At 37.2% G+C, this 25,344-nt stretch carries 36 protein-coding genes; 32 read left to right on the forward strand and 4 right to left on the reverse strand.

Going from position 1 to position 25,344, the window contains the following annotated elements; genetic code table 11:
• Positions 1-136 precede the first annotated feature (136 nt).
• Positions 137-1,012 (forward strand): pirin family protein, encoded by an 876-nt coding sequence (locus H514_RS0106210; protein WP_027446187.1) that lies wholly within the window; start codon positions 137-139, stop codon positions 1,010-1,012.
• Positions 1,013-1,059: 47 nt separating this feature from the next.
• Here the strand turns inward: H514_RS0106210 and H514_RS0106215 are convergent, their stop codons facing one another.
• The 3 genes from H514_RS0106215 to H514_RS25410 are packed head-to-tail and all read right to left on the reverse strand — an operon-like array spanning position 1,060 to position 2,217.
• Positions 1,060-1,518 carry a hypothetical protein gene (locus H514_RS0106215; RefSeq protein WP_036842048.1) on the reverse strand — a complete coding sequence of 153 codons (459 nt, stop codon included), beginning with the start codon at positions 1,516-1,518 and terminating at the stop codon, positions 1,060-1,062.
• A gap of 46 nt (positions 1,519-1,564) precedes the next feature.
• Complete coding sequence (locus H514_RS0106220; protein ID WP_027446189.1) at positions 1,565-1,981, reverse strand: hypothetical protein; 417 nt, start codon at positions 1,979-1,981, stop codon at positions 1,565-1,567.
• Positions 1,927-2,217 (reverse strand): zinc ribbon domain-containing protein, encoded by a 291-nt coding sequence (locus H514_RS25410; RefSeq protein WP_154657340.1) that lies wholly within the window; start codon positions 2,215-2,217, stop codon positions 1,927-1,929. The genes H514_RS0106220 and H514_RS25410 overlap by 55 nt, the downstream gene beginning before the upstream one ends.
• A 173-nt stretch (positions 2,218-2,390) precedes the next feature.
• Here H514_RS25410 and H514_RS0106230 point away from each other — a divergent pair, with 173 nt between their 5' ends.
• The 8 genes from H514_RS0106230 (at position 2,391) to H514_RS0106265 (ending at position 8,710) form a co-directional block, all read left to right on the forward strand.
• Entirely contained in the window at positions 2,391-3,011 is a 621-nt protein-coding gene (locus tag H514_RS0106230; protein ID WP_027446190.1) for a hypothetical protein, read from the forward strand.
• A gap of 276 nt (positions 3,012-3,287) precedes the next feature.
• On the forward strand, positions 3,288-3,485 hold the full coding sequence (locus tag H514_RS0106235; RefSeq protein ID WP_027446191.1) for a cold-shock protein: 198 nt from the start codon (positions 3,288-3,290) through the stop codon (positions 3,483-3,485).
• Between the two features lie 118 nt (positions 3,486-3,603).
• Positions 3,604-5,301, forward strand: coding sequence for a M3 family oligoendopeptidase (locus tag H514_RS0106240; protein ID WP_154657341.1), 1,698 nt, complete (start codon positions 3,604-3,606; stop codon positions 5,299-5,301).
• Between the two features lie 138 nt (positions 5,302-5,439).
• Positions 5,440-5,769: an HIT domain-containing protein gene (locus tag H514_RS0106245; RefSeq protein ID WP_036843117.1), complete on the forward strand. Its 330-nt coding sequence runs from the start codon at positions 5,440-5,442 to the stop codon at positions 5,767-5,769.
• A 12-nt stretch (positions 5,770-5,781) separates the two neighbouring features.
• On the forward strand, positions 5,782-6,240 hold the full coding sequence (locus tag H514_RS0106250) for an NUDIX hydrolase (protein ID WP_036843114.1): 459 nt from the start codon (positions 5,782-5,784) through the stop codon (positions 6,238-6,240).
• 15 nt (positions 6,241-6,255) lie between these two features.
• Positions 6,256-6,987 (forward strand): class I SAM-dependent methyltransferase, encoded by a 732-nt coding sequence (locus H514_RS0106255; protein ID WP_027446195.1) that lies wholly within the window; start codon positions 6,256-6,258, stop codon positions 6,985-6,987.
• An 18-nt stretch (positions 6,988-7,005) separates the two neighbouring features.
• On the forward strand, positions 7,006-7,215 hold the full coding sequence (locus H514_RS0106260) for a hypothetical protein (protein ID WP_027446196.1): 210 nt from the start codon (positions 7,006-7,008) through the stop codon (positions 7,213-7,215).
• A 100-nt stretch (positions 7,216-7,315) separates the two neighbouring features.
• Complete coding sequence (locus H514_RS0106265; RefSeq protein WP_027446197.1) at positions 7,316-8,710, forward strand: tetratricopeptide repeat protein; 1,395 nt, start codon at positions 7,316-7,318, stop codon at positions 8,708-8,710.
• 121 nt (positions 8,711-8,831) lie between these two features.
• On the opposite strand, the gene H514_RS0106270 is transcribed toward H514_RS0106265, so the two are convergent.
• Positions 8,832-9,257 carry a VOC family protein gene (locus H514_RS0106270; RefSeq protein ID WP_027446198.1) on the reverse strand — a complete coding sequence of 142 codons (426 nt, stop codon included), beginning with the start codon at positions 9,255-9,257 and terminating at the stop codon, positions 8,832-8,834.
• A gap of 321 nt (positions 9,258-9,578) precedes the next feature.
• Between H514_RS0106270 and H514_RS0106275 the strand changes: the two genes are divergently transcribed.
• From H514_RS0106275 to H514_RS0106390, 23 genes are all read left to right on the forward strand, one after another.
• A complete protein-coding gene (locus H514_RS0106275; RefSeq protein ID WP_051255050.1) occupies positions 9,579-10,370 on the forward strand; it encodes an alpha/beta hydrolase family protein in 792 nt (263 codons plus the stop codon).
• Between the two features lie 141 nt (positions 10,371-10,511).
• Positions 10,512-10,715: a hypothetical protein gene (locus H514_RS0106280; protein ID WP_027446200.1), complete on the forward strand. Its 204-nt coding sequence runs from the start codon at positions 10,512-10,514 to the stop codon at positions 10,713-10,715.
• Positions 10,716-10,739: 24 nt separating this feature from the next.
• A complete protein-coding gene (locus H514_RS0106285; protein ID WP_027446201.1) occupies positions 10,740-10,961 on the forward strand; it encodes a hypothetical protein in 222 nt (73 codons plus the stop codon).
• A 33-nt stretch (positions 10,962-10,994) separates the two neighbouring features.
• Positions 10,995-11,180 carry a hypothetical protein gene (locus H514_RS0106290; protein ID WP_027446202.1) on the forward strand — a complete coding sequence of 62 codons (186 nt, stop codon included), beginning with the start codon at positions 10,995-10,997 and terminating at the stop codon, positions 11,178-11,180.
• A 70-nt stretch (positions 11,181-11,250) separates the two neighbouring features.
• Entirely contained in the window at positions 11,251-11,430 is a 180-nt protein-coding gene (locus tag H514_RS0106295) for a hypothetical protein (RefSeq protein WP_027446203.1), read from the forward strand.
• Between the two features lie 45 nt (positions 11,431-11,475).
• Positions 11,476-11,703, forward strand: coding sequence for a hypothetical protein (locus tag H514_RS0106300; RefSeq protein WP_027446204.1), 228 nt, complete (start codon positions 11,476-11,478; stop codon positions 11,701-11,703).
• 3 nt (positions 11,704-11,706) lie between these two features.
• Positions 11,707-11,976, forward strand: coding sequence for a hypothetical protein (locus H514_RS0106305; protein ID WP_027446205.1), 270 nt, complete (start codon positions 11,707-11,709; stop codon positions 11,974-11,976).
• 265 nt (positions 11,977-12,241) lie between these two features.
• Positions 12,242-12,565 (forward strand): hypothetical protein, encoded by a 324-nt coding sequence (locus H514_RS23925; RefSeq protein ID WP_051255051.1) that lies wholly within the window; start codon positions 12,242-12,244, stop codon positions 12,563-12,565.
• Between the two features lie 16 nt (positions 12,566-12,581).
• Positions 12,582-13,124 (forward strand): hypothetical protein, encoded by a 543-nt coding sequence (locus tag H514_RS0106320; RefSeq protein ID WP_027446206.1) that lies wholly within the window; start codon positions 12,582-12,584, stop codon positions 13,122-13,124.
• Positions 13,125-13,243: 119 nt separating this feature from the next.
• A complete protein-coding gene (locus H514_RS0106325; RefSeq protein ID WP_027446207.1) occupies positions 13,244-13,738 on the forward strand; it encodes an NUDIX hydrolase in 495 nt (164 codons plus the stop codon).
• Positions 13,739-13,777: 39 nt separating this feature from the next.
• Complete coding sequence (locus H514_RS22610) at positions 13,778-14,785, forward strand: sugar-binding protein (protein WP_051255052.1); 1,008 nt, start codon at positions 13,778-13,780, stop codon at positions 14,783-14,785.
• On the forward strand, positions 14,782-16,245 hold the full coding sequence (locus H514_RS0106335) for a histidine kinase (RefSeq protein ID WP_051255053.1): 1,464 nt from the start codon (positions 14,782-14,784) through the stop codon (positions 16,243-16,245). Before H514_RS22610 ends, H514_RS0106335 begins: the two co-directional genes overlap by 4 nt.
• On the forward strand, positions 16,226-17,743 hold the full coding sequence (locus H514_RS0106340; protein WP_027446209.1) for a response regulator: 1,518 nt from the start codon (positions 16,226-16,228) through the stop codon (positions 17,741-17,743). The genes H514_RS0106335 and H514_RS0106340 overlap by 20 nt, the downstream gene beginning before the upstream one ends.
• Positions 17,744-18,096: 353 nt before the next feature.
• Complete coding sequence (locus H514_RS0106345) at positions 18,097-19,374, forward strand: ABC transporter substrate-binding protein (RefSeq protein ID WP_027446210.1); 1,278 nt, start codon at positions 18,097-18,099, stop codon at positions 19,372-19,374.
• A gap of 68 nt (positions 19,375-19,442) precedes the next feature.
• Positions 19,443-20,348, forward strand: a complete 906-nt coding sequence (locus H514_RS0106350) for a carbohydrate ABC transporter permease (protein ID WP_027446211.1) — start codon at positions 19,443-19,445, stop codon at positions 20,346-20,348.
• Position 20,349: 1 nt separating this feature from the next.
• Positions 20,350-21,168 (forward strand): carbohydrate ABC transporter permease, encoded by an 819-nt coding sequence (locus H514_RS0106355; protein WP_027446212.1) that lies wholly within the window; start codon positions 20,350-20,352, stop codon positions 21,166-21,168.
• A gap of 354 nt (positions 21,169-21,522) precedes the next feature.
• Complete coding sequence (locus H514_RS0106360) at positions 21,523-21,876, forward strand: hypothetical protein (protein ID WP_027446213.1); 354 nt, start codon at positions 21,523-21,525, stop codon at positions 21,874-21,876.
• 75 nt (positions 21,877-21,951) lie between these two features.
• On the forward strand, positions 21,952-22,293 hold the full coding sequence (locus H514_RS0106365; RefSeq protein WP_027446214.1) for a hypothetical protein: 342 nt from the start codon (positions 21,952-21,954) through the stop codon (positions 22,291-22,293).
• 191 nt (positions 22,294-22,484) lie between these two features.
• On the forward strand, positions 22,485-23,063 hold the full coding sequence (locus tag H514_RS23930; RefSeq protein WP_051255055.1) for a T6SS immunity protein Tdi1 domain-containing protein: 579 nt from the start codon (positions 22,485-22,487) through the stop codon (positions 23,061-23,063).
• A gap of 67 nt (positions 23,064-23,130) precedes the next feature.
• Positions 23,131-23,604, forward strand: a complete 474-nt coding sequence (locus H514_RS0106375; RefSeq protein ID WP_027446215.1) for an Imm30 family immunity protein — start codon at positions 23,131-23,133, stop codon at positions 23,602-23,604.
• A 232-nt stretch (positions 23,605-23,836) separates the two neighbouring features.
• Entirely contained in the window at positions 23,837-24,085 is a 249-nt protein-coding gene (locus H514_RS0106380; protein ID WP_027446216.1) for a hypothetical protein, read from the forward strand.
• 223 nt (positions 24,086-24,308) lie between these two features.
• The gene (locus tag H514_RS0106385) at positions 24,309-24,575 is read left to right on the forward strand and encodes a hypothetical protein (protein ID WP_027446217.1); all 267 of its coding nucleotides are present in this window, start codon (positions 24,309-24,311) and stop codon (positions 24,573-24,575) included.
• Between the two features lie 20 nt (positions 24,576-24,595).
• On the forward strand, positions 24,596-25,282 hold the full coding sequence (locus H514_RS0106390; protein ID WP_027446218.1) for a hypothetical protein: 687 nt from the start codon (positions 24,596-24,598) through the stop codon (positions 25,280-25,282).
• The last annotated feature ends 62 nt before the right edge of the window (positions 25,283-25,344 follow it).

Raw genomic sequence — 25,344 nt, forward strand, 5'->3', positions numbered from 1 at the left:
GTGATATGTTCTAATTTATACAAAACAAGCTATTAAGAATTCAATGAAAATTACAGAAATATTGTTAATCTACACCCTATAGTTGCTATGGCGACTATTTGATTTGAAGATTATATTTTGAAGGGAGATCGTCAACATGTCCGAGGATCGTAAAGAACCATTCAAACGAAATGTAAAAGACTCTTGGTATGTTCAATACGAGGAAATGAACTTTCCTGCTATTCAAAAAGGCTGGGTATTGCCCGTTGACCGTTGGGAGGACTTCGATCCATTTATTTTGATGGCAGAGGATTGGTTTAAAAAAGGTACCTTCCCTGATCATCCGCATAGAGGGTTCCAAACGGTTACGTATGTAATTGATGGAAGGCTCGAGCATATTGATAACGGTGGTGGTCGCGATATCCTAGAGCCCGGTGATGTTCAATATATGAATGCAGGCTGGGCTGCTCGTCATGCTGAAGATGGTGTGGAGGATGATATTGCGCATACCCTGCAGTTATGGCTGAATCTGCCTCAGGATAAGAAAGAAACCAAAACCATTTACCAAAACATTTATTCAGAAGATACTCCTGTAGTGAATTTTGATGGGGGTTCTGTAAAGGTTTATTCTGGTAAGGTTGCTGGTGTTGAGGGGCCTATGGATTCTATTGTGCCGATTACACTATCTGAGGTGAACTTAGCTGAGGGAAATGAGTACACACTAGACTTACCTGAAGATCATAATGCTTTCTTATATGTTCTTTCAGGTGAGGTAGAAGTTGGGGAAGAAAAACATAACCTAGCAAAACATGGTGTAGCTACGTTAACCTACCAAGATCATGGAAATCCTGATGCTTCAAGCGAGCTTACTTTAAAGGCAAATCGGAGACGTACTAGAGTGCTCGTTTACTCAGGCAAGCCTATTAAAGAAAACGTTGTACCTTATGGACCTTTTGTAATGAATTCAATGGATGAAATTAAAAAAGCCTTTCAAGATTTCCAGCAAGGGAAGTTTGGACCCCCTGCGATTTGAGGCTATATGAAAAAAGAAGGATCACGGCATAATCGTGATCCTTCTTTTTATTGAGACGACTCCCAAACATTCATACTCTGCATCGTTTCTTTTGCCTGAGTCAATGTGGATTCAGCGACATCTTGCCATCTGATAATCTGTTCCACAAAAGGCCTCCATTTATCATTTGCGTTTTCCTTCATGATTTGAAGACCTTCACGTACACCTTTGTCTTGCCTTTGAGCGTTTTTGATACAAGATACCGCAGTTGTAACGATATATGGATCAGTCTCGCCAGCGGTTAATCGATAAGCAGACCCTGATGCTGTTACTCTGTGATAAGATGCTGGCACAAGGTGATCGTGCATTTTCGTGTTCCCTTTAAGATCCTCTGTTTCAGGATTGTAAAGCATTTGCGTACTCATGGAACAAACCATACCTTCTGCATACAAGCTTTGCTGAAGTAATGTGAAAACATCTGCCCAACCATTCTGTCTATAGTAAGGATAAGGATACATATAATACATTTCGAGAATCTCCTCCCTTAGGTGATTTCTACATGTATATGTATCGTTAAGCATTACCATGATAAGTAGACCTGATGATATATAATACAGAACTATAGCATACAGCTCCAGCCAAATAAGCCACTAAGTCCAAAATATCGGAAACATTCCCTGTAACATAAAGAGGAGCGACGAACTCCCAATAAAGGCTAGCTAGTGCTACGATCAAAAGCTGTATAAACCATTTATTAATCAGTACAGAATGCTTATATTTGCTCAAGCTGATTAAAATTTGAATCCATGCAACCATAAACCAACCGGCCATCACATCATTCAAATAACCGTGTATAAATAGGTTTGTCGTAACTTCTTTCAAATAAAAATGATTAAAAAGGTACAATAAACCTATGAGACAAATCGAGAAGTAGTTTAAATGAATGAAAGAATAATAATCGCTACGACGACAGCTCCAACCACGCCCCAAAACCCCAAACCCTGGCTTTCTTTTGATTGAGGAGGTGGTGTGCTTGGTGTTGGCTTTAAAGGGTGCCCGCATTGAGGACATGATTTTGCCTGCGTGGATACTTGATTATCGCAAGCAGGACATTTGATCAAACTCATAATTTCACCTCTGAACTTCAAATGGATTATGTATAACTCTCTTCTTAGTACTTTATTATAAAAGTGATTAAAGATACAATACTTACCAAGAAATATCATCCAAATTATTTTAGTTATGAAAGAACTATAATAAGTGAAAATTCTAGCGGAGTTTTATAGAATTACCTGTTACCAAGTATGTGAAAATGAAGAATTTCATAATTTGCCTACTATTGCCTGACTATTAAAAGCCTTATATAATAAACATAATTACAAATGTGGGAGGTGGGAAAATGAAATCAGAATCACTGATCTTACAGAAATTAGATCAATTAGATGAACGTATTCAAGAAACAAATGATCGTTTGGAACAAGGCTTGCAAGAAACAAATGGAAGAATGGAACAAGGCTTGCAAGAAACAAATGGAAGAATGGAACAAGGCTTGCAAGAAACAAATGGAAGAATGGAACAAGGCTTGCAAGAAACAAATGGAAGAATGGAACAAGGCTTGCAAGAAACAAATGGAAGAATGGAACAAGGCTTGCAAGCAACAAATGAACGAATGGAAAAAAGCTTGCAAGCAACAAATGAACGAATGGAAAAAAGCTTGCAAGAAACAAATGAGAGAATGGAAGCGGAGTTACAAGCAACAAATAACAGGTTAGAAGCAGGTTTCCAAGAAACCAATAAACGAATAGAGACAGGTTTTCAAGAAATGGATACTCGTATCGGGAAGTTAGAGAACAATATTATTAATGGGCTCGCACCATACTTTGAGAACATCGAAAAGCATGTAGATGAAAAGGCTGAAGAAATTAAAGAGTCTGTTGAATCTCATGATCAAATCTTAGACACTCTATCCTCAAGAACGATTCGGCATGAATCTGAAATCAGGAAGTTTAAAAAAGATTAACCCCCGTCATTGAACAATTACACCTCTTACAAACCAACTAAATCAATCATTTTTATAAAAGGACAAGCCTCTTTATTCCTTAGTCATAAAGGAAAGAAACTATTATTAAAAAAATATAGTGACATCTGTTTGGTTGGTGTGCTATAATGAAAATTAATTATTGATGTTCGTGTACGAGTGAAAGGGAAAGTAATGAAAGTTGCTTCGTCTTGAATGAATATGTTGAGCAAAAATAGTAATCTAATTGTGGATTAATTCCACGCAGGAGGTAACATTATGTTACAAGGTACAGTTAAATGGTTTAACGCAGAAAAAGGTTTTGGATTCATCGAAGTAGAAGGTCAAGACGATGTATTCGTTCACTTCTCTGCTATTCAAGACGAAGGCTTCAAAACTTTAGAAGAAAACCAAACAGTTTCTTTTGAAATCGTTGAAGGTAACCGTGGCCCACAGGCTGCTAACGTTCAAAAGTAATTGATCCTTTAAGAAAAAGACTTCCATTCGTGGGAGTCTTTTTTTATATGTGTAAAAGACAAGGATTTCATAAGGTTCCATCGAATACATAGATAGACCATTTATTAGGAGGTACATGATGAATACCACAAAAGTCTACATTGAAAAGTACGATTTTAAAGATAAATCAAAAGTAGAAGATCATTTCCAAAGCTTACTGGAGAGGAACATCACATCAGTTGAAGAACTGGAGAATTGGCTAAAAGATGTTTCTGATTTTTATGATGCGATTCAAGAGGCAATGGACGGACATTATATTGACTTTCAGGCGAACAATGAAGATCAGGAAGCAAAAGAAGCGTTCGAATATGACCAAGAAAAGATAGAACCTCTTGTGAAACGTTACCAGGCGAAATTAGATGAAAAGTTTATGAACACTCAATGGAAAGAAAACCTAAGTGAAGCGGAATATAGTCGCTTAATCCGAAGTAAACAAAATGCGCTCGAGTTGTTTAATGAAGCGAATGTAGAGCTTGAAATCGAAGAAGATAAGCTAGCTACGCAATATTTTGAACATACAGGCGCTTTAACTGCTGAATGGAATGGTGAAGAAAAGACAATTACGCAGTTATTCACCTACTTACAAGACCCTGACCGATCGATTCGCAAAAAAGCTTTTGGCTTGATTTTTAATGAGATATTAGAGGTGAAACCTGACCTTCAGGACATCATGAGCCGTTTAATCGAAATCCGTGAAGAAAAGGCGAAAAATAGCGGACTCGAAAACTATCGCGATTACATGTTCAAGAAATATGAGCGTTTTGATTACACACCTGAGGATTGTAAAGAACTAGCGGAATCGATTAAAACGCACGTCCTGCCATTGGCCAAAGATATTCAGGATGAACATCGAAGAGAGCTTGGTTTAGAGGATTACCGTCCTTATGATACGAAAGCTGTCCCTTCTGATAAGAAGCCTTTGAAACCGTTCAAGACTACTGAAGAATTCGTGGATAAAACGGCAACTGTACTAGGTGAACTTGATCCTCGATTCAAAGAACTGATTGAAATCATGAATGAACGAGGCATGTTAGATCTAGAGAATCTGAAGAATAAATCTCCAGGTGGATTCTGTACACCTCTGCCGATTTCAGAGTTATCGTTTATTTTCATGAACGCCGCTAACACACACTCAGATATGATGACGCTTGTTCATGAGATGGGGCACTGTGTTCATAACGATTTAAAACGCCCGATTGAATTATCCTATTATCGGGATACACCAATGGAATCCTCAGAACTTGCGAGTATGACCATGGAGCTCATCACGATGGATTACTGGCACCATTTTTATGATAAAAAGGAAGACCTGAAGCGTGCGAAGCTAGATGTGTTAAAAGATATCGTGATGTTCCTTCCTGGTGGTGTTGTCATCGATCAATTCCAGCATTGGATGTATGAAAATCCAAATCATACGAAGGAAGATCGTATGAACAAATATATGGAGCTACGCCAGGAATTTGATCCAGGTGTCGTCAACTTTGATGGCTATGAGGAAGCAAGAAAAGCTCAATGGCTGTTTGTCCTTCATATTTTTGAAGTGCCATTCTACTACATTGAGTACGTGATTGCTCAATTAGGTGCTGTTCAAATGTATAAACAGTATCGTGAGGATCCTGAAAAAGCTCTACAGAATTACAAAGAAGCACTTTCATTAGGGAATACTAAGTCCCTGTATGAAGTGTATGAAGCAGCAGGCATCAAATTTGATTTCTCTGCAGAAATGGTGAAAGAGTTAATGGACTTTATTCAAGCTGAAATTGATGAACTAGAATAAAAGATTTTTATCCCCTGGTAGATTGGTACTGGGGGATTTTTTCATAAAACTACCATAAGAAAATGATGGATATAGAAAAATATGGTACTATACAATGAGGTTGTTTGTTTAGTATCCAATTTTTTTAGGAGGAATTTGATGACCCAAGATTTTTATTGTGACGAAGTTCTAAGTGGGAATACATCAGTACATAAAGTCTTAGAAACGGAAAATGTTTTAGCTTATTACCACACAAAGCCATCTTATCCTGTACATATTGTAGCGATACCTAAAAAACATATATCCTCGCTTCTAACTGTGGAACAACATGAGCATGATCTTCTTCTTGAATTACTAGGTGTCATCCAAGAGGTTGCAGCGAAAGTTACAAATGAACATGGTGCAGCTCGTGTTATTACGAATCTAGGAGACTATCAAGATTCCAAGCATTTACATTGGCATATTGTTCACGGAAGCCTAATAAAGTAGAGGGGGATCTTAATGGAGTACATCAAATGGCTTCGAGGCAAAGTAGGACAAGATTATGTCATATTAAATTTTGCTGGAGCTATCATCCAAGATAAATTGGGAAGGCTTCTTCTTCAAAAGAGAGGAGATAACCATCAATGGGGATTTCCTGGTGGTTGCATAGAGATTGGTGAATCAGCTGAAGAAACGGTGATAAGAGAAGTAAAAGAAGAAACCGGTTTTGATATCAACATAAACGGGATGATTGGTGTCTATAGTAAGTATTTTCACGAGTATCCAAATGGTGATAAAGCCCAGACGATTTGTGTGTTTTTTGATTGCTCATTAATTGGTGGAGAAATGAAGATTGACCAAAGTGAAACACTTGAGTTGGAATTTTTCGATATTGAACAAATACCGCCACTATTTCATCAACAACACTGTGACGCTCTAGAAGATTTTCTTAACAATAAAAGAGGAGTTTATCGATAATTAGGGGGGCGACAAATGAGTTTTAAAGGATCTCAGGCTTATGATAATGATGATTTTTTCGAAAATTACATGGCACGACGAAAACGAGAAGAAAGTCCAAATGAGAGGATAGAGACGCCAGTTTTTTTAGAAAAGCTAGGCGATGTTACAGGAAAGCATATTCTCGACCTTGGTTGTGGAGATGCACGATTTGGGTATGAATTGCTTCAAAAAGGATGTACCCATTTTCAGGGTGTTGATGGGTCAAAAAATATGGTCGAAGCGGCAAACAAAGTTTTGGAAGGAACCAATGGCTCCGTTGCTCATTTTCCCTTAAAACGTTGGGATTTCGAGAAACATACATATGATGTGGTCATGTCTAGGTTAGTATTTCATTATATTGAAGATCTGCAAACCATTTTTGATCAAGTTTATAAAACGCTTGCTGATCAAGGGCAACTTATATTTAGCGTCCAACATCCTGTCTTAACTTCTTCTATTGAAAGTGCTGCAAAATCCTCTAAGAAGTCGAACTGGATTGTGGATGATTATTTTAATACAGGTCAGCGGGTTGAACCTTGGATTGAAGAACAGGTGATTAAATATCACCGTACAACTGAAGACTATTTTGCCATGTTGAAACGATCGGGCTTTAGCATAGAGGATATAAGTGAATGCTCCCCTAAGCCAGAGAATTTCTCAAGTGAAGAAGAATACGAGAGACGTATGAGAATCCCTTTGTTTTTGATATTCTCATGTAGAAAATAAAGAAAGGAGTTCATGTTAATGGAAAGATATATAAAGTTACTCATTGCCCTAATCGTTAGTGCTTTATTGATGTTCATCTCAAATCATTTTGGAAGATACGGGTTAGATTATATTCCATTTGGGGATGTTATTGCTAATATCATATATGAAATAGTGTACATAATTGGATTTATTGCATTCGTTAAAGTGGCTTACTTATGGGTTAAAGAGCTTTGGGAATTGAAGTAATAAGAAGATGAAATCACCCTTTTAAAAAGTTTGGATGATTTTTTCGTGCTAAAAATTCTGATATATGGTATGTTCAAAGTAAGCTGATAGGAGGGATTCCATGTCTCAACCAAAAGTAACAATAAAAGATCAAAAGCAGCAATACACTTTATTTGTGAATCGGATGACGGTTTATAAACAAGGAAAAATCGTTGAATGTACTGATGACGAAGCCGAACAGTATTATATGTTTTTCTATAAGCAAAAATATTTAAATGTTGTAAAAGCAAAGGCTTTAAAAGCCGATTCATATGCCCAGAGTGCCTTAGATAAAGGCATAACCTTCCACGCACCTCATCCTCTTATTGATGCTACGATTTCAGAGACTGAACCATATAAGAAACATCTATTTAATGATCTATTTCCTAAATTGAAACAAAAATATAATTATGAGGAAGTCACCTTAATAGCCTCCTTTTTTGAATCGTTTATTAAGAAGGAGCAGCTCATAAAGTTTATTAAAACCATGTTCTATGAAAACCGTCGTAATGGCAAAATGTTTGCTTGCTATCGCATCTATCGCGTTCTAGCCAATTTCGCCCCATCCAATAGCTTTGTCCGTTCCTTAGCTAGTACATTAGACTTTAAAAAGTTTGAACCTCTATATGAACAACTGAACACTTCTTTAAAAGAAAAAGACCCCATTTATTATGAACAAGTCTTACATGATCACCTTCATGATGATGATGAAGCCTTTCAAAAACTCTCTCAATTTCTACAAGAAGAAGAGCGAGGTATAGATGATCTCGCTATATCCATTCAAAAGTTTGAAAAAGACCAGACTGATACGTGGTACACCTTCGTCCAACACAAAATAAAATTTCATTTTCAAGGTAAAGCCTATATGCAACTGTTAGAGGATTTATTTTCCCGAGTCCCATCTAATGAAATGCTACAAAAGGATTTGCTAGACCAGTATGTGCAATTGGATTGTCCTGAAAAAGCATTAAACCTTATTGCTACACAGCATTTAGATTTACGAGAGGATCAACTTGAGTCCTTTAATAAAGTTTTAAGCCACATTAACCTTGAGGAAAGTGATGTGAAGACTGAGGAATTAAATACAGTAATCGCTACATTGTTTAAGAAAATACCTAATCAAGCTGTATTACTTCTAGAGAAAGCCATTAAAATGCTGATGAAGGATCAGTCCATTTCCTATATACAAAAATGGCTAAAACCTTTACGCGGCATACCTCAAGCTGATCCTATTATTGAAAAAGTGGATCAAATGCAGGTGTTACAGGATGAGCCAAATAAACAGTTGGAATTGGGTGAGTTGTACTATGAATTTAACCAAATGAATGAGGCAATTGAATGCTTTAGCTGGGAGATGGAGTTACATGACCAAAATCCGAAACCTGTACAATGGTTATCTAAAATATATAATGAGTTAGGTCAAAGTCATGAAGCGAAGGCTTATCAGAAATTATATGTGGATATGGTGAAAGCATAGATGAAATAAAGCTTAAGGGCTCTGTATCAAACTGGTACAGAGCCCATTTTTTGATCTTTTCATATATGTTGTGGGAAGGCTTCTTAGATAATAGGAATGTGAAAAAGTACGTGATGTTAGGTTATTCTTCACTACCTGTGTAGATCTGGAACGTAACGCCAAATTGATCTGTTACAACTCCATAGGCAGGGCTGAAAAATGTCTCTTGTAGAGGCATGCCAACATGTCCGTCTTGTTTTAATGCATCAAAGATTTGATGAGATTGTTCCTTCGTATCGGTAGCAATACAAAGCGTGACTTGGCTACCTTGTTCATGAGGTTGGCCGGGAAATGTATCAGAGAACATAATACTTGTTTTGCCGACTTGGATTGTAGCGTGCAGAACACGATTTTCGGCATCCTCAGGCTTAGGCATATTCGGATCTTCTGGCATTTCGTCAAATGTTTGCATGAATTCAACTTCTGCTTGAAGGGCTTCCTTGTAAAAATGAATGGCTTCTTTTGCTTTTCCGTTCATGACAATATAAGGGATAACTTGCATTGACATAGAATTCATCTCCTTTATTTTTCCTTCCCTGTATCTTTCCTAAATCTATAGTAACATAAGAACATATGTTTGTGTTAAATTTTTGAAAATAAAAAGATCTAGTTTAATCCCATATTGAATTCTCTAGGTAAGAGCTATAAGAAAAGATAAATTCGAATACCTAAGAATTTGCATTAGATGAATCAGAAAGTATGCTACGATATACGAGTAATCGACTAGAAGAATTTTAAAATCATGTTTCTTTTGGAATTCTATTTGGATGGATGTCTCTGGACGTTTAATGGGACAAAGCAAGAGTAAGGACAAGGAGGAATTAGGTTTATGGAAAAGATCTACTATGGTAATAATCAACATCAATTCGGCGAATTACGCCTGCCTGAGGGAGATGGACCTCATCCTGTTGCGGTAGTTATTCACGGAGGTTTTTGGAGAAGTGAATACGGGATTGAGCAAATAAATGCGGTTGCTGAAAACCTAGCAGAAAACGGGTGGGCAACCTGGAATATTGAATATCGCCGTGTAGGTCATGGAGGTGGTAGTTGGCCAGGTACGTTGCTTGATGTCGCACACGCAACTGATTATGTACGAACACTTGCGGATACATATCCTCTTCAATTAAATAATGTCGTAACGATTGGTCATTCAGCTGGTGGGCATCTGGCATTATGGTTAGCCGGACGTCATCGTTTGCCTGAGAGCAGCGAACTTCATACCCGAGAACCTCTCAACATTAAGAGTGCTGTGAGTTTAGCTGGTGTCTTAGATCTACGTATGATGCATAAGGTACACGATATTCGTAATAAAGCTGTTGGTGGAGAACCCAATAATCCAACTGCTGATCTATTAGGTGGATCTCCAGAAGAAGTGCCAAGCCGATACAACGAAGCATCACCAAGCGCACTTTTACCACTCGATGTTACACAAGTATTAGTTCATGGAGCTTTAGATGTTCATGTCCCTATTGGAATTAGCCAGCACTATTATCGAGAAGCGGAGGAGTTTGGTGATTTTGTGAAATTGGTCGAGCTTCCGAATGCTGAACATTTTATGGTAGTAGATCCTAGCACAGAGGCATGGGCTGAGGTTCTGGAAGAGATGGAGCTTTTAAAATAACAAGCCATAACTTTATCAAGTGAGAGCTGAATTGAAGTTCAGCTCTTTTTTTACACAAACCTCCAGAACATATATATTCATTAAGAAAAATATGGTAAGTTATAAAGGAAATTGAAAGTAATAAAATTTGGAGGATAGGCTATGGAAAAGGTAATAAAAAGGTTTTCTATGCTCGTACTTCTGGCATTTCTCATAGGCGTCTTTTTGAATGGTACAGAATATTATTTCAATAAAAAAGAAATTAAGCTATTAACCTCAGGGTGTTATGAAGCAGGAGGTACACCTATGTTGGAAACTTCATTTCTGCTTCAGGGATACTCGTTTTGGTGTGATGTAGAAAATTAAACTGATAGAATCGGAGGGTTCTAGATGCGTAAATACATAATATTAATTTGTGGGATACTCATCTGGAGCATAGCTTTTTTTGTTCTTTATAAAAGCTATGCTCCAAGAGTAGGACCCATCGGCGAAGGCTTAGATTACAAATCCGTCTGGTTTAATTTTGGGTGGCAATTTTTCATAGGTTTAAGTGCAATTATCCAATCGATTTTGTTATTTAAGAAAGAAAAAGATCAGCAGCAATATAGCTAAGTTTAGAAAGATCTGTGTAAAGGAGTTTTACATATGTTTTATGCCGTTTCACTCTATCTTATAAAATATCTTATCCTATTTATCGGCATCATTTTAGGTGCATTTGGTATTTGGGAATTAAGAGAAGGTACAAATAAACGACGTTACCTTACCTTTGTCATTTTAGGAGCTGCCGTAATTATTTTGAGTCAGGCGTTTATGCAGATTTGGGAATGGTAGGGATGTTTGGAATGTAATTACCAACATTTTTGATACTTGTTTTAATTATTTGTTGTTAAGGAGGAAGTCTATGAATTTATACGCATCTACATTTTTGATAGGAGACATGATCTTTCAATTACTCATGTTATTAATACTATTCGCCATCCCTGCTGTAATCATTATTCTGTTTATTGTGTTGAATAAAAGAAAGAAAAGGCTGGAGCGGATTGAAGAAAAAGTAGATCGATTGTTATCCGATCGTGATTAGTAAATTGGGTATAGGTTTTGAGCAAATTACAAAGGAGATTTTCACATGAAGAAGTGGGTGTTTGTGATTCTGCTGATGATGCAATTATCTTTGACGGGATGTAAGGAATCTGCCAAACCAATCGAAGTCCAGTTAAGAGAGACATTCCACAAACCCTTTCAAGAAATCATTTATATTTATCCTTTTGAAGATAATCATAAGTTTGTATTTTTCGGAGGGGAAGAAATGTATGTATCCCTTTTTACCTCCAATCAATATAATTTATCCACTTGACCAGTGAATTCAAATTCTAAAGAAGCCATTACAACTGGTTATCATTACTTTTCTAAAGAAAAAACCCCACTATTTTATGGAACCATACAAGATCCTGATATCGAATCAATCATGATAAAAAATGAAGATATTGAAGAGAAAGCCACAATTATAGAATTAGATGACAGTTCAAAGAGAATATGGTTGAACATACCTAAAAAGCCGGTTAATTACACAGTGGAAATCATCGGACAGGATGCTGGAGGGGAAGTCTTGTATAAAGGTCGGGATTGAATGGAAACCATTTAATTCTCTTTCGAAGGACATACTGATTCTGTGTAGCTAAATTATGAGGAGAGAGTACATATGCAATTTATTATCATAATGTTCGTAATATCAGTAGTTGTATTTATCCTTTATTACTTACCCATCATTTCAAAAGACTTACATAAAATCACTAAACAAAACCAAGAGATAATAGAACTTTTACAAAAGTCAATTAAAGACAAGGACTAGATTTTGTGTTCGAGAAATCTATTTAAAGAAGGTGTGCACGACAGTGAAAAAAATGCTTTCTATTTTAGTTATTAGTATAGGCTTCCTTGTTATGTCCGCATGTACTGGAACATCTATAACTTCCACTGCATCTGACTTGTATGTTGTAAATAAAGGGTATTCAGAAGACTATAAAAAAGCGTGGATCATTGCTTATGATCCCCATAGCAAAAAACAAGTGGAGAAAAAAATAATGGTAGAAAATCCTATGGTTTGGAATTTAATCAAGAAAGATAAAACCTATTTCACAAGTTATTCAAAAGAAGGAAACAAACCATGGAAGTTGAATCAAATAGAACACATTGGTGACAAGGATACCCTGAGATAAAGAGAGGAATGATAAATTGAAAAGTGTACGAATTTATCTATTTGTCATGCTTTTGACCATTTCAGGCTGTACCCAAGAGTCATCAACACCAAATATCCATGATGAATTAAATCAAAAAGTAGATTTTCCCGTAGTTCTACCTGAATTCGATCAATACGTCCTAAATTATGCAGCCATCGAAACATCACCTGTTAGTGACAAAAGGAAAACCATAACACTAGGATATGCCCCAGAGAGAAATGAATCTACAAAACTAACAAAAGAAGAAAAAGAGACTTTGAAAAATGATCAAAATAAAGAGGTTTTGCTGGGGAATCCTAAAAATGAGAATAACTTTTATATTAACATTGATAATTCTGAAGCCAAATTAGTTAATGGTGAGCGTACTACCATTTCAGGTTATGAGGTCCAGTATTGGGTTGGGGATCAAAACGCAAACTATGTATTGAACACAGCAGGTGCTACTTATTCTTTAAATGTAATCTTTAGTCAAACCAGTAAACAAGCACGTGATGGGATTGTAAAAAGCATGGTAGAGCAAATATCCAAAACTAAATAAACATAAAAAAGAATGCCGTGACAGTTATGTGTTGCGGCATTTATAGTAAGATGAAAACGAAATTTTGAAAAGGATTAACCCTTATGAAAATAGAAATAGTGAGGAAAGGAGGAAAGAAAATGACAACAACATATGTGAATTGGGGAGAGTCGACCGTTCAATTAACCTGGCAAGAACGCGTTCACCTTCCACAACAAGACCTTATCACAAGTGCACATGGTTTTTGCTTTTTAGATGGACAATTGATGATGGTGGATTTAAATCATAGAGGATGGGATTTCCCAGGTGGACATATAGAACCCGGTGAAACTCCTTTAGAATGCTTCAAGCGAGAGGCAATGGAAGAAGGATATGCTGAGGGCAATTGTGCGTTTCTTGGAACGATTGAAGTCAATCATAGTGAGAACCCCATTTGGGATGAAAACAGTCCTTACCCCAAAGTCGGATATCAAGCTTTTTACAGAATGGACATCACTCAACTACATCCGTTTAAAGCCGAATATGAATCAGGGCAGCGCACATTGATCCATCCAAACGAGGTTATAGACTATTATGACAATTGGAATGACGTCTACCGAGGTATTTTGACCAGTGCTCTTAAGGTGGAAAAATAAAGGTTTTTATACATATAGAGATAAAGGAGCCTGACAATCATGAGATATGAACAATTGATTTATATCATTCTAGCAGGGGTGATGTTGATCTTTGGAGGTATTTCCGTATTCTATTATATGAAAGCGCTTCAAAATAACGTGCGAATTGATCAGGTCCATTCACAAGAGAAAGAGGATTTTCATTTCGTTTTGATCCCACAGGAGACTGACAATGATTATTGGAGATTGGTTGAAAAAGGAGCGAGAGAAGCAGAGGAGGAGCTTGGCGTAGCAGTTGAGTACAATGGGCCGAAAAAGACGAGTGTGTCAGAGCACATCGAATGGATTGAAAAAGCTGTGGCTGCTAAGGTTGATGGCATTATCACGCAGGGATTAGATGAAGAAACGTTTGCTCCGGTCATCAATCAAGCGATCGACAAAGGCATACCTGTCATCACGATTGATACGGACGCAGCGTCAAGTAAGCGCTCAGCCTATGTGGGGACAGACAATTATCAGGCGGGATTTTTAGCTGGACAAGCTCTAATCCAAGATACGGGTGGGCAAGCCAATGTGGGTATTATTACGGGAAGCTTCGAGGCCCGCAATATGCAGCTTCGTGTTCAAGGGTTCCGCGATGCTGTAAAGAATGCTCCAGGCGTGAAGATTTTAGACGTCAGGGCTTCCAACATAACTCGTATCCAAGCGGCTGAAAAAGCAGATGAAATGCTCAGCAAGTATTCCGAAATGGATGCGTTTTTTGGCACAAGCGCCTTAGATAGTTATGGCATTGCTTCAACCGTTCAACAAAGAGGCCGTACAAATGGGGTTTATATCATAGCTTTTGACACGTTACCTGAAACGATCGAACTCATAAGGGATGGCATTATCGATGCAACGGTTGTTCAGAAGCCATATAAAATGGGGTATGAAAGTGTTAGACTGCTAACCCAGATTGGCAGAGGGAAGACAGTCGAGCCCATTCATCATACAGGCACGGACATTTTAAGACGAGAAGATTTAACGAGAAAGGAACCTTCTCCTGAGGAAAGTGAGGGTCCTTCATGATTCATATTCAAACAAAGCTTATGACCTTTTTCATCGTGTTAATCTTGTTTATGAATGGCGTTGCCTACTTTCTGTATCAAGGAAGTCAAGATACCATCCGGCAATATGATATCTTACTTGAACGCTTCTTTTTATTGAACGAAGTGGAACAAACCACGGAAGACGTTTATCAAAATTTAAAAAGCTATATCATTAATAAATCACCTGAACTGTTACAAGAGTATAAGGATGGGCGTGAAGAACTAAGGTCCTTGCAGGAGCAACTTCCTGAAAAGATTGATCGAAATCAATTGGTGGTGGAGAACTACTCCAATATGATTGAAAGCTTTCTTGAGGAAAGCGATCAAGCCCTGAAAGCTTATCAGGAGGAAAATATTAAAGCGTACTCGGCTCGAATGATTGAGGCAGAGGAAGTTTTGTCCTATCTTCAAGAAACAGCTCTAACACTCATTAATGAAGAGTTATCGGAATACGATAGCTTTTACAAAAGCCTCGTTGTGCACAATGGTTTTATTGAAAAAATGCGTCTAGCGGTTTTTGCCTTCACGTTGTTTGCATCGCTGTTATTTGCATTTTGGTTTTCACGAGGAATTACAAGACCGATCCATGACCTGGCTCATGCCGCTCGAGAAATTGCTTCTGGAAAGTTTGATGGGGAAAAGGTTCCTGTACAAACCAAGGATGAACTCGGGTTTTTAACGGAGACGTTTAATAGTATGCGAGACAACATCCAATCCCTCGTTACGCAAATTAAACAGAAGTCTGAAATGAAGCGGTTGATGAAGGAAATGGAGTTAAAAAGTCTACAGAGCCAGGTCAATCCGCACTTTCTTTTTAATACACTTAATATGATTGCGAAAACCTCTTATATCGAGGATGCGAAACGGACGAGTGAGTTGATTGAAGCTGTTTCCACTTTGCTTCGTCATAATTTAACGCGGTTAGATCAACCGACTACGTTACAAGAAGAGTTGAAAAGTGTAAATGAGTATATGTTTATTCAGCAGGCGCGTTTTGGCCAACGTTTTACTTATGAAGAGGACATTCACCCGGATACAAAAGGGACAGCTCTTCCTGTGTTAACCCTCCAACCACTTGTAGAAAATGCCTTTATTCATGGTATTGAAGATCTGGAAGCTGGGGGCGTCATTCGGATTTCTTCTAGGATTAAAGATGGTAGGGTCCTCATTGATATTCAGGATAATGGTGTTGGGATCCATGAGGAAAAAGTAGGGAAGCTTTTAGCGACACCTGATCATGATGAAGAACTACAAGAGACAAATAGAAGTGGACATACGACAGGAATAGGCTTACCGAACATCATTCGAAGACTGGAGTTGTTTTATGAGAGAGAAGAGCTGGTTACGATCCATTCTCAGTTAGGAAATGGCACAACAATTCGACTCCAACTTCCAATCGAACAGGCAGAGGAGGGATATGATGAAGTGGCTAATGGTTGAAGATGAGATGATCGAGCGTGAAGGATTGAAAAAGATGATTACGGATCAATTTCCTGATCTCGAACTCATTGGAGAAGCGGCATCAGGAAAGGGAGCGATCCATTTAGCTAAGGAGCATAACCCAGATTTGATCACGATGGATATCAAAATGCCTGGCATGGATGGTATTGAAGCTGTTAAAGAAATTAAAGCCTGGAATCCTGACGTTGAAATCATTATGATGACAGCTTATGACGAGTTTGAATATGCAAGAGAAGTTATGCGTCAGGGTGTGCAGGAGTATGTGTTAAAGCCAGCAAAGAAAGCTGAACTCTATGCCACATTTCAGCGCGTTTTGGATGGGCTAGAAGAGAAACGTCAAAAAGAAAATCAAGGTCAGGATAAGCAGGCTGTGCTTTCACTAATCCAATCCAATTGGATGCAAGCTTACTTTACGGAGCGCGTTATGGAGCAGTATCCAGAAGAGCTAGCATCATTTTTCCCAGAATCAAGTGGTACAGGGTGTGCGATGATTGTCCATTTGGATGAATCACAAGAACATGAAGAACAACAAGTGTGGATGAAAGAAGAGTTAGAGAAAAGCACGTATTGCTTAGTTGGACCGATCCAGAGCGGACACTTTCCTGTTTGGATTTTTGCCTTTAAAGATGAGGAGAAGGTCACCAATCTATCCAAGTGGATCAGAACCACATTACAGCGATTCCAATCCGCTTTCCAAAAAAAGATTACCATCGGTGTTGGGAACCTTTACAATGATCCTTCACAGCTTATTCATTCCTATCATGAAGCTGTGATTGCAATGGCTTTTGTGAATCTTCAAAAGGGATATGTGTTATATGAAGAAGCTAAATCCCAGCTGGCGCCTGGTGCTTTTAATCGTGTCGTTCAGGAAAAGAAAATCTATGAAGCCGTTCGCAGTGGGGATTCTGATTTAGCCATTCATCAATTTGAACAGCTTTGGCCGTTATTGGATGAAGATGATGAGGGCAAAATCTCTTATTGTAAGGATCTTGTTCATGCAGTCTATGGCATCATTAAAGAAATGGGAATTGCTGAGCAAAGTCTACTGCGTGATTTTCCTGAAGATACGAACCCAAGTGATTGGAGGAAATGGGCTGTACAAAAAGTAGCACAAGCTTCAGATTGGATTCGCAGCTGGAAGCATGTCACGTCAAAAGATGCAATTTGGGAAGCAGAAGAATGGATTAAAGCTCATTTTGAAGAGCCTATTACGCTTGAAGATGTGGCAGAACACGTATCATTAAGTCCTTACTACTTTAGTAAAATCTTTAAGGAACGATTAAATAAGAGTTTTGTAGATTACGTGACAGATCTTAGAGTTGTAAAAGCTAAGGAATTGTTAACGACAACCGATAAACCTTTAAAAGAGATTAGCCAACTCGTAGGCTATAAAGATCCAAACTATTTTAGTCGTGTGTTTAAGAAACGAGTAGGTATGACGCCTTCTGAATATAGGGTTCCTTCTATGAATTCATAGATAAGATGTTGATCATAGATGTCTAGCTCCGGCGCCCAGCAACTAGTATGCTTGGGCCCACACGACGTGGGTCAGATCGACGTTGTCACAGGAAGTGACGTACTTAGTCGATCATTCCTACTCCGTAAGATAAGTCAACATCGAATCACTCCGTTCTTCGTGTTTCCTTTATCTTACTGCGGCTCAGTCCAGCATATACGTTGCTACCCGGGCACCTCCGCTTTTCTTACATCAAAATAATGCGTATGAACAGCAAAATATTGAAGAGAGTTCTTAAAATGAATCCCCCTTCACCGTGATACATTGTAATTGTAAGCGATTACATTAATTCATGGATGAAAGGGGTTTTATTTTTGAAACGGTATGGTTTTTTATGGATGATCGCCATCCTTTTAATCGGAACAATGGCAGCTTGTAGCGATAATTCAAGCTCTAGTTCGGATGGTGGATCTGGAGGAGAAGGAAAAATTGAATTATTCAGTTGGTGGACTGCAGGCGGAGAGTCTGAAGGTTTACAAGCACTTATGGATCAATTTAAAGAAGAACACCCAGACATAGAAATCGAAAACGCAGCCGTAGCAGGTGGAGGCGGTTCAAACGCCAAGGCTGTGCTAGCTAACCGTATGCAAGGAGGAGACCCACCATCCACATTCCAGGTACACGGTGGAGATGAGCTACTTGCAGGTTGGGTAGCGGCTGATAAGATGCAGCCACTGAACGATCTTTATGAGAAGAATAACTGGAAAGAAGTGTTCCCTCAAGAACTAATCGATATGGTAAGTAAAGATGGAAACATTTACGCTGTTCCAGTTGACGTCCACCGCGGAAACGTCGTTTTTTATAACAAAAGTGTATTTGAAGAGAACAACATAGAACCACCTAAGGATTGGAATGAATTTTTAGAAGTAGCTGAAGAACTTAAATCAAATGGCATCACACCACTTGCACTAGGTGACAAAAATGTGTGGCCATCTACAATGGTATTCGAAAGCATTCTTCAAGCAAATCTAGGTGCTGAGGATTACAACAAGCTTTGGAATGGCGAAATTCCAATGGATGATGAGCGTGTTGTGAAGTCTGCTGAAATGTTTAAAAAGGTTCTTGGTTACGTGAACGAAGACCACAGTGCTCGCGCTTGGCAGGACGGTTCCCAGTTAGTAGCTGATGGAAAAGCAGCTATGAATATCATGGGAGACTGGGCGAATGGTTACTACAAGAGTAAAGACTTAAAGCCAGGTGAAGATTATGGTTGGTTCGCTTCTCCAGGAACAGAAGGCGAGTTCCAGGTAATCACAGATACATTTGGATTACCGAAAGGTGTTGAAAACCCTGAGCAAGTCAAAGAATTCTTAACGGTACTTGGTTCGAAAAAAGGTCAGGACGCGTTCAACCCGAAAAAAGGTTCCATTCCAGCTCGTACAGATACAGATATGTCGAAGTACGGAAAGTATTCTACAGATACAATCAAGGATTTCAAAAATGCCAAGCTTACACCAAGCTTAGCACACGGTTCTGCTGCACCTGAACAGGTTGTAACCAAAGTGAACCAAGCTGTGAACGTATTCGTAACACAGCAAAAAGTAGACCAATTCATCGAATCACTAAAACAATCCGTTAGCTCACTTAAATAATAATGTAGTGGGGAGGCGGCACGCCTCCCCAACAATTATTTACTTCATGAAGGGAGGCTGTTCATGTGATTAAAGGCAGCTCCGATCGTATTTGGTCTATTATATTTATTTTACCTTCTATCATTCTCATAGGTATTTTCGTATATGGTTTTATAAGTTGGACGGGATATGTGTCGCTTAGTGAATGGCGTTCGCTTGTCCCGGACTATTCCTTTGCGGGATTTGAAAACTATCTTAATTTGTTTAAGGATTTTCGATTCCAGGCAGATATACGTAATACGATCTTCTTTACCATTCTGTTCATTGGAGCAGTCGCCATAATGGGGCAACTCCTAGCAGTGCTCATTGACCAGAATATTAAAGGAGAATCGGTTTTTCGGAACTTATTCTTATTCCCCATGGCGCTTTCCTTCGTCGTTACGGGAGTTGTCTGGCAATGGTTACTCAATCCATCGACAGGTGTGAATCTGTTATTAGAAAAAATCGGTTTATCCCCGAAGTGGTATATCAGTACGGAGGTCCTTTTTGGAATTCCAATTGGAAAGATTGAATTTGGTATTCCTGTTGCCATCATTGCGATTGTCATTGCAGCCGTTTGGCAGATGACAGGATTCTCTTTAGCTATGTATCTAGCAGGTTTAAGAGGGATTCCGGAAGAGTTAAAAGAAGCAGCACGTATAGATGGAGCGTCAGAATGGAAGCTTTATCGTAAAGTTATTTTTCCACAGCTTCGTCCGATCACGATGAGTGTCATTATTATCATGGCACACATCTCCTTGAAGATATTTGATTTGATCTATGCCATGACAGGACCTGGGGCTAATTATGTAACAGACGTCCCAGCATTATATATGTTTGAAAAAACGTTCAGAGCTCAAGATTATGCAAGTGGTGCGGCCATTGCCATGATCCTTCTGATTAGTGTTGCAGTGTTTATTATCCCTTATTTATTAATGAACAGGAGGGAGGATTAACATGGCCAAGCGTCTAACGAAACCACTCGTCTATGTAATATTAATTGCATTCAGTTTATTTTACTTAATGCCTGTCTATGTATTGATCGTTACAAGCTTAAAGCCATTTGATCAAATCTCATTAGATACGATGTGGCAGCTACCATCAACCATTGATCTGAGCAGCTACAGCACGGCATTTTCAAAACTCGCACCCAATATTATGAACTCCTTTTACCTTGTGATCCCGGCAACATTGTTGTCAGCGTTATTCGGATCATTGAATGGTTACGTGTTATCGAAGTGGAAATTTAAAGGCTCAGAGCTCGTATTTACAGCCATCTTGTTTGGGATGTTTATTCCATATCAAAGTATCCTTATTCCTTTAATTGTTTTCCTTCGAGACTTGGGTTTATATAACTCCATACCAGGATTGATCTTCACCCACGTTGTGTATGGACTCCCGATTACAACATTGATGTTCCGAAACTTTTACGCAAATATTCCTAACTCAATGTTGGAATCAGCTAAAATCGATGGAGCAAACTTCTTGAAAATATACGGGAGAATCATGTTCCCCCTATCCATATCAGGCTTCGTTGTCGTTGCGATATGGCAGTTCACGAACATCTGGAACGAGTTCTTATTCGCCGTATCCCTGACTCAATCGGATCAACAGCCGGTAATGGTAGCCTTACAAAACCTAGCCGGGAGCCAGGTTGTACAATGGAACGTCCAAATGGCGGGTGCTTTGCTAGCTGCATTGCCAACACTTCTTGTCTATATTTTAGTAGGGAAGTACTTTGTGAGAGGGTTGCTGGCTGGGTCTGTGAAAGGTTAATAGGTTTTTCAGCGCATGATCTCATTTTGGGGATCATGCTTTTTTATCTTCTTCATAAGTTGTAGAAAAACTTCCTTCTAGTTGGCGAAGATATATGACTACACCTTTTCTTAGGTAAGAATACTGTCATTTAGTTTTGGATTTCACATAACTCAACTTCAAGGTAAGGGTTGATATCTCGAAACCGAGTCTTCAGTTAAAGGGCCATTATGTTGAAGACTTGGATTCGAGATATTATCAAATTATATGAGATTAATTAAAATAATAAAGATTAGATGTTCCTTGTACGATATTATCAATGAAACCATAAATGTAGAAACATTGCATAGTCGTCCTAATTAAAGGTGGAATACCATGAGTTTTAAACAAACAGACATTAATAAAGGTTTTGTTTATAAAGTTCAACATATTCCTACTGGTGAGTATGTTTCTGAAAGTGGCGTTTTGGAAAGCAACATTGAATTTGATCAATTAGCAAAGTTTAGAAATAAAGAGGAAGCTAAATACTTTATAAATACTTTTATTAAAATAGGTGAAAGAGATCAACCCAATAATTTTAAAATAGTAAAACACAGTACATTTTTATTGGATATTGATATCCCATTCATGAATGACTTAAGAGATACTGATTTCCATAGCATCTCTATTTCTTTTAAGCAAAAGGTGAAAAAGTTTAGACGTTTTAAGGATAAATGGATGAAGAAATAGATGTTGAATGATCAATAGGCGAATAAACACGATAGTGATAAACTAACTTCAAAACGGGTGGACCAGGGGGATATTATGTGTGGAAATTGCTTTATTTTAACTGAATTGTTTAAAACAGCTGATAGTAACCCTCACCAAAATTACTTTCCTATATTGGCGCTGTTAAAGGAAATGAATAAGCAAAGTAGAATTGATCTATTTGCTGGAGATTGTCCATTAGAGGAAGTTGAGAGACATTTATCAGAGGAAAAACATTATACCATTCAACACTATTTTAAATGTGTGGATTGCAATCAATATTTTTTAATTGGAGCATGTATAAGAGGTATGCCTATTTATAAATGCTTGGATGATTTAAAAGATTTAAAGGTAAAGAGCACACTTTGGGGAAGTTGTGGAAGTATTTTTGAAGAGTGAAAAAAATACATATTTAAATTATAGATTTGCTAAAAACTTATGCAGCATTATAAAGATTATCTCTAAATCAAGTCTTCAGCATTAGGGCGCGTTTGTTTAATAACGTGTCTTTTTTTTATTTGAAGATGAAGGAATTAAAATGGGGTTGGTTGAAGTTGTAAGTTAAGTATGTTTAACCACGGAGGCGTTATATGTTTGAAAGGTTTCAATATGCTTTTAATGCAGTAAATGAAACAGAAAAGTCCGATCAAATAAAGATACCTGAACAAATTTTGGATAAAACAATAGGGTCTAAGGAATTTTTTCAGAATTTTGAAGGTCAAGTATTTAATAAGGGACTATATAGGGTTCACAAAATAAGGGAAATAGAAAAATGGAATGATATAATCGTTGAAGCATTTCCCGCGTATCAAAATAAAATCTTATGTTTTTCATATGATTGGTTAGGAAGACACTTTGCTTTAGATTTTACCAGGATTTATGAAAAGGAACCTTTAATAGTAATGTTTGAACCTGGTACTGGAGAAGCCCTTGAAATTCCTTCTACATTTTTAACATTTCACGAAGAGGAACTTGTAGATTATTCAAATGCAGCTTTAGCAAGAGACTTCTTTTATGAATGGAGAAAAACTAATAATTTCAATTCATTAGGAAGGGATAAATGTGTTGGTTATAAGAAACCTTTATTTTTAGGGGGAGATGACGAGGTAGGCAATCTAGAAATTTTAGATATGGAAGTATATTGGGGGATTATAGGACAATTAATATAATTTTTAAGTTGTTTGGTCAAGATACGAGGATACAATTTAATAATACAATGATATGGGATGGATCACTTTGAATATAGATAAAGAAATAAAAAAGCTAATGAACAGCCGACTACTTAAAAGGGAAGAGGATATCAAGATTTTTGAGGACGCAATAATAAATGTATTAAATAAAAGTGATGTAACAGGCATCAGAATATTATGTTATGGCTTTTATGATGAAACAGAAAATGATGAGGCTATGTTTTCCTTGATTCATGCCATTGAATCTTATGATAAAACTTATCCTTTAGAGGATACTTTGACTGAATTTGCAACTGCTGTTCCCAATATGATACCTCATGCGAGAGAATGGGCTAAGACAATACATAAAAGAATCTTAAATGATCCAGTTAGTCTTGAAACATATGTGAAAGTCGTTGCAGGTATAGATGAAAAAGCTAGAGTTGTTATTATGGGTATTATTAAAGAAATAAGAGATAAAAAACCTTCTCGTTTTAAAAGTGCCACCGACCTTTTTTTGAAATCTAACTTTAATGAATGAATATTCTCTATTACATTAAGGAAGAGAATTTCATCAATTATATTAAATATCTTGAATTCAAGTCTTCATTTAACGGGCGCTTTCCTGGAATAAGGAGAAGCCTTTTTGTTTGTCTTGATCGTATAATAAATAGGTTACTAATTGGATATTTATGTTAAAATAAGTGTGAATTGTGAAGAGGTTTATTTAACTCAAAGCTAGCAAGTTTGTTAAAAAGGATCGGAGGATTATTATGCAAGGATTGAAATGGATTAGTGTATTAACAACAATAATTGGAGTCATTTTTATGATATATGGATGGACACAATCCTGGGGGTTTGGGGCTCCTTCTTCCGAGTATGAAACTGTGTTAATGAAAAGAACTGTTCGCACTTATGTATTTAGTATATCTGGATTTATATTATTAATATTGGGAATTTCAATAGAACTAGTGAGAGACAATTTGAAAGGCTGTTTTTATGAGTTAGAAAATAAAAATTGAACTTAATTAAGAAAATAGAGAGTTAGAACTTTTTAGGAAACGTGAGCTATAGCTAAATAATTAGTAGTTACCTCGATTTCAAGTCTTCAGTATTAGGGCGCAATCATGTAGTAATGATTGTGCTTATTTTTTTGAGAAGAGAAGGATATGTCTTGGTATTAATCGAAATAATTGGTGTTGATAATTTGGAAATATTCATCAGGTTGATGAGGGGGGAGAAGTAATGTCTCTTGAAAAAATTAATACGGCAATTAATTATTTAAAAAAGAATGAATATATAAAGGAAGCTGAGGATTTGGAGATAATTCTTAACCAGCTAAAGAAAGACTTAAATAATAAAGAAATTTTAGAAAAACTTATTCAAAGGTGTCATATTCGTTGGTTAGGTGATCTCTATATTAGAGATTTTCAAGGAGGTTCCGAATGGTGGCAACTACTTGGTGAGATTGATGATTATGCAAATAACAAGTTCAAATCAGTGAATGATTAGAGTGTAAGGAAGTGAATTTATTGCCTATTCTTAGTGAATTTGATTTAGACATACCATACTTAAATAGGGAGGGTAGTAAAGAAGATTACGAAAAGAATTGGAAAGAACGCAGGATGAGGTTTAGGGATGAAGTCCGTTGTGTAGCGTCACTGCTTGAAAGGAATTTTGAAAAATATAAAACAGAGGACTGCTGGAAGGTTTTGGTGGAGTGTGTAGAGGATATGAAAGACAATAACAACGAACACAAACTCGTAGGTGGTGTTAGTCATGTTAAAGTTGGCTTAAATATTGATTATTACTTTAACTTACATAATTATGAGAAGAAATTATTAATTTACAAACTTTTAGAAAAAGGTATTAATATAGTTATTAAGGAAAAAGAATGGGATAAAAAACCGTTTCAAAGAATGTATCAGAAGGTTAGTGATTGTAACTACAATAACCAATGGATTTGGAATAAGCCTAAGAAAAGCCCGAATAGAAAATATATTGCAGAAGTATCCTGTGAGCATAATATTGATAATTTTAAGGTCAGCATAATAATTAAAAATAAAGCGAAAGAGATTGTTAAAGAAGAAAAGATAATAGAAGAACGGCCAAACGAATGGGCATTTGCTCAGCATTTTGGAAGCTTGAAGTGGTTCTCATCAAATGAAGTAGCATTAATAGACAAGAAAGGTATTAATACATACAGTATTCAAATATAGATGGAAAAATCAAATGATATGTGAAAATATATCTCGAGATCAAGTATTCCAGAAACGGGCGC

This window comes from Pontibacillus marinus BH030004 = DSM 16465 (assembly GCF_000425225.1).
Lineage (GTDB): Bacteria > Bacillota > Bacilli > Bacillales > BH030062 > Pontibacillus > Pontibacillus marinus.

What these genes read in the sequence shown, in the direction of transcription:
- H514_RS0106385 (WP_027446217.1), top strand. Translation starts at nt 24,309, where the DNA reads ATGTCTCTTGAAAAAATTAATACGGCAATTAATTATTTAAAAAAGAAT.
- H514_RS0106300 (WP_027446204.1), top strand. Translation starts at nt 11,476, where the DNA reads ATGAAGAAGTGGGTGTTTGTGATTCTGCTGATGATGCAATTATCTTTG.
- H514_RS0106295 (WP_027446203.1), top strand. Translation starts at nt 11,251, where the DNA reads ATGAATTTATACGCATCTACATTTTTGATAGGAGACATGATCTTTCAA.
- H514_RS0106335 (WP_051255053.1), top strand. Translation starts at nt 14,782, where the DNA reads ATGATTCATATTCAAACAAAGCTTATGACCTTTTTCATCGTGTTAATC.
- H514_RS0106260 (WP_027446196.1), top strand. Translation starts at nt 7,006, where the DNA reads ATGGAAAGATATATAAAGTTACTCATTGCCCTAATCGTTAGTGCTTTA.
- H514_RS0106290 (WP_027446202.1), top strand. Translation starts at nt 10,995, where the DNA reads ATGTTTTATGCCGTTTCACTCTATCTTATAAAATATCTTATCCTATTT.
- H514_RS0106250 (WP_036843114.1), top strand. Translation starts at nt 5,782, where the DNA reads ATGGAGTACATCAAATGGCTTCGAGGCAAAGTAGGACAAGATTATGTC.
- H514_RS0106355 (WP_027446212.1), top strand. Translation starts at nt 20,350, where the DNA reads ATGGCCAAGCGTCTAACGAAACCACTCGTCTATGTAATATTAATTGCA.
- H514_RS0106280 (WP_027446200.1), top strand. Translation starts at nt 10,512, where the DNA reads ATGGAAAAGGTAATAAAAAGGTTTTCTATGCTCGTACTTCTGGCATTT.
- H514_RS0106215 (WP_036842048.1), bottom strand. Translation starts at nt 1,518, where the DNA reads ATGTATTATATGTATCCTTATCCTTACTATAGACAGAATGGTTGGGCA.
- H514_RS0106340 (WP_027446209.1), top strand. Translation starts at nt 16,226, where the DNA reads ATGAAGTGGCTAATGGTTGAAGATGAGATGATCGAGCGTGAAGGATTG.
- H514_RS22610 (WP_051255052.1), top strand. Translation starts at nt 13,778, where the DNA reads ATGAGATATGAACAATTGATTTATATCATTCTAGCAGGGGTGATGTTG.
- H514_RS0106380 (WP_027446216.1), top strand. Translation starts at nt 23,837, where the DNA reads ATGCAAGGATTGAAATGGATTAGTGTATTAACAACAATAATTGGAGTC.
- H514_RS0106230 (WP_027446190.1), top strand. Translation starts at nt 2,391, where the DNA reads ATGAAATCAGAATCACTGATCTTACAGAAATTAGATCAATTAGATGAA.
- H514_RS0106285 (WP_027446201.1), top strand. Translation starts at nt 10,740, where the DNA reads ATGCGTAAATACATAATATTAATTTGTGGGATACTCATCTGGAGCATA.
- H514_RS0106265 (WP_027446197.1), top strand. Translation starts at nt 7,316, where the DNA reads ATGTCTCAACCAAAAGTAACAATAAAAGATCAAAAGCAGCAATACACT.
- H514_RS0106210 (WP_027446187.1), top strand. Translation starts at nt 137, where the DNA reads ATGTCCGAGGATCGTAAAGAACCATTCAAACGAAATGTAAAAGACTCT.
- H514_RS0106360 (WP_027446213.1), top strand. Translation starts at nt 21,523, where the DNA reads ATGAGTTTTAAACAAACAGACATTAATAAAGGTTTTGTTTATAAAGTT.
- H514_RS0106270 (WP_027446198.1), bottom strand. Translation starts at nt 9,257, where the DNA reads ATGTCAATGCAAGTTATCCCTTATATTGTCATGAACGGAAAAGCAAAA.
- H514_RS0106275 (WP_051255050.1), top strand. Translation starts at nt 9,579, where the DNA reads ATGGAAAAGATCTACTATGGTAATAATCAACATCAATTCGGCGAATTA.
- H514_RS0106255 (WP_027446195.1), top strand. Translation starts at nt 6,256, where the DNA reads ATGAGTTTTAAAGGATCTCAGGCTTATGATAATGATGATTTTTTCGAA.
- H514_RS0106235 (WP_027446191.1), top strand. Translation starts at nt 3,288, where the DNA reads ATGTTACAAGGTACAGTTAAATGGTTTAACGCAGAAAAAGGTTTTGGA.
- H514_RS23930 (WP_051255055.1), top strand. Translation starts at nt 22,485, where the DNA reads ATGTTTGAAAGGTTTCAATATGCTTTTAATGCAGTAAATGAAACAGAA.
- H514_RS25410 (WP_154657340.1), bottom strand. Translation starts at nt 2,217, where the DNA reads ATGATATTTCTTGGTAAGTATTGTATCTTTAATCACTTTTATAATAAA.
- H514_RS0106365 (WP_027446214.1), top strand. Translation starts at nt 21,952, where the DNA reads ATGTGTGGAAATTGCTTTATTTTAACTGAATTGTTTAAAACAGCTGAT.
- H514_RS0106325 (WP_027446207.1), top strand. Translation starts at nt 13,244, where the DNA reads ATGACAACAACATATGTGAATTGGGGAGAGTCGACCGTTCAATTAACC.
- H514_RS0106240 (WP_154657341.1), top strand. Translation starts at nt 3,604, where the DNA reads ATGAATACCACAAAAGTCTACATTGAAAAGTACGATTTTAAAGATAAA.
- H514_RS0106245 (WP_036843117.1), top strand. Translation starts at nt 5,440, where the DNA reads ATGACCCAAGATTTTTATTGTGACGAAGTTCTAAGTGGGAATACATCA.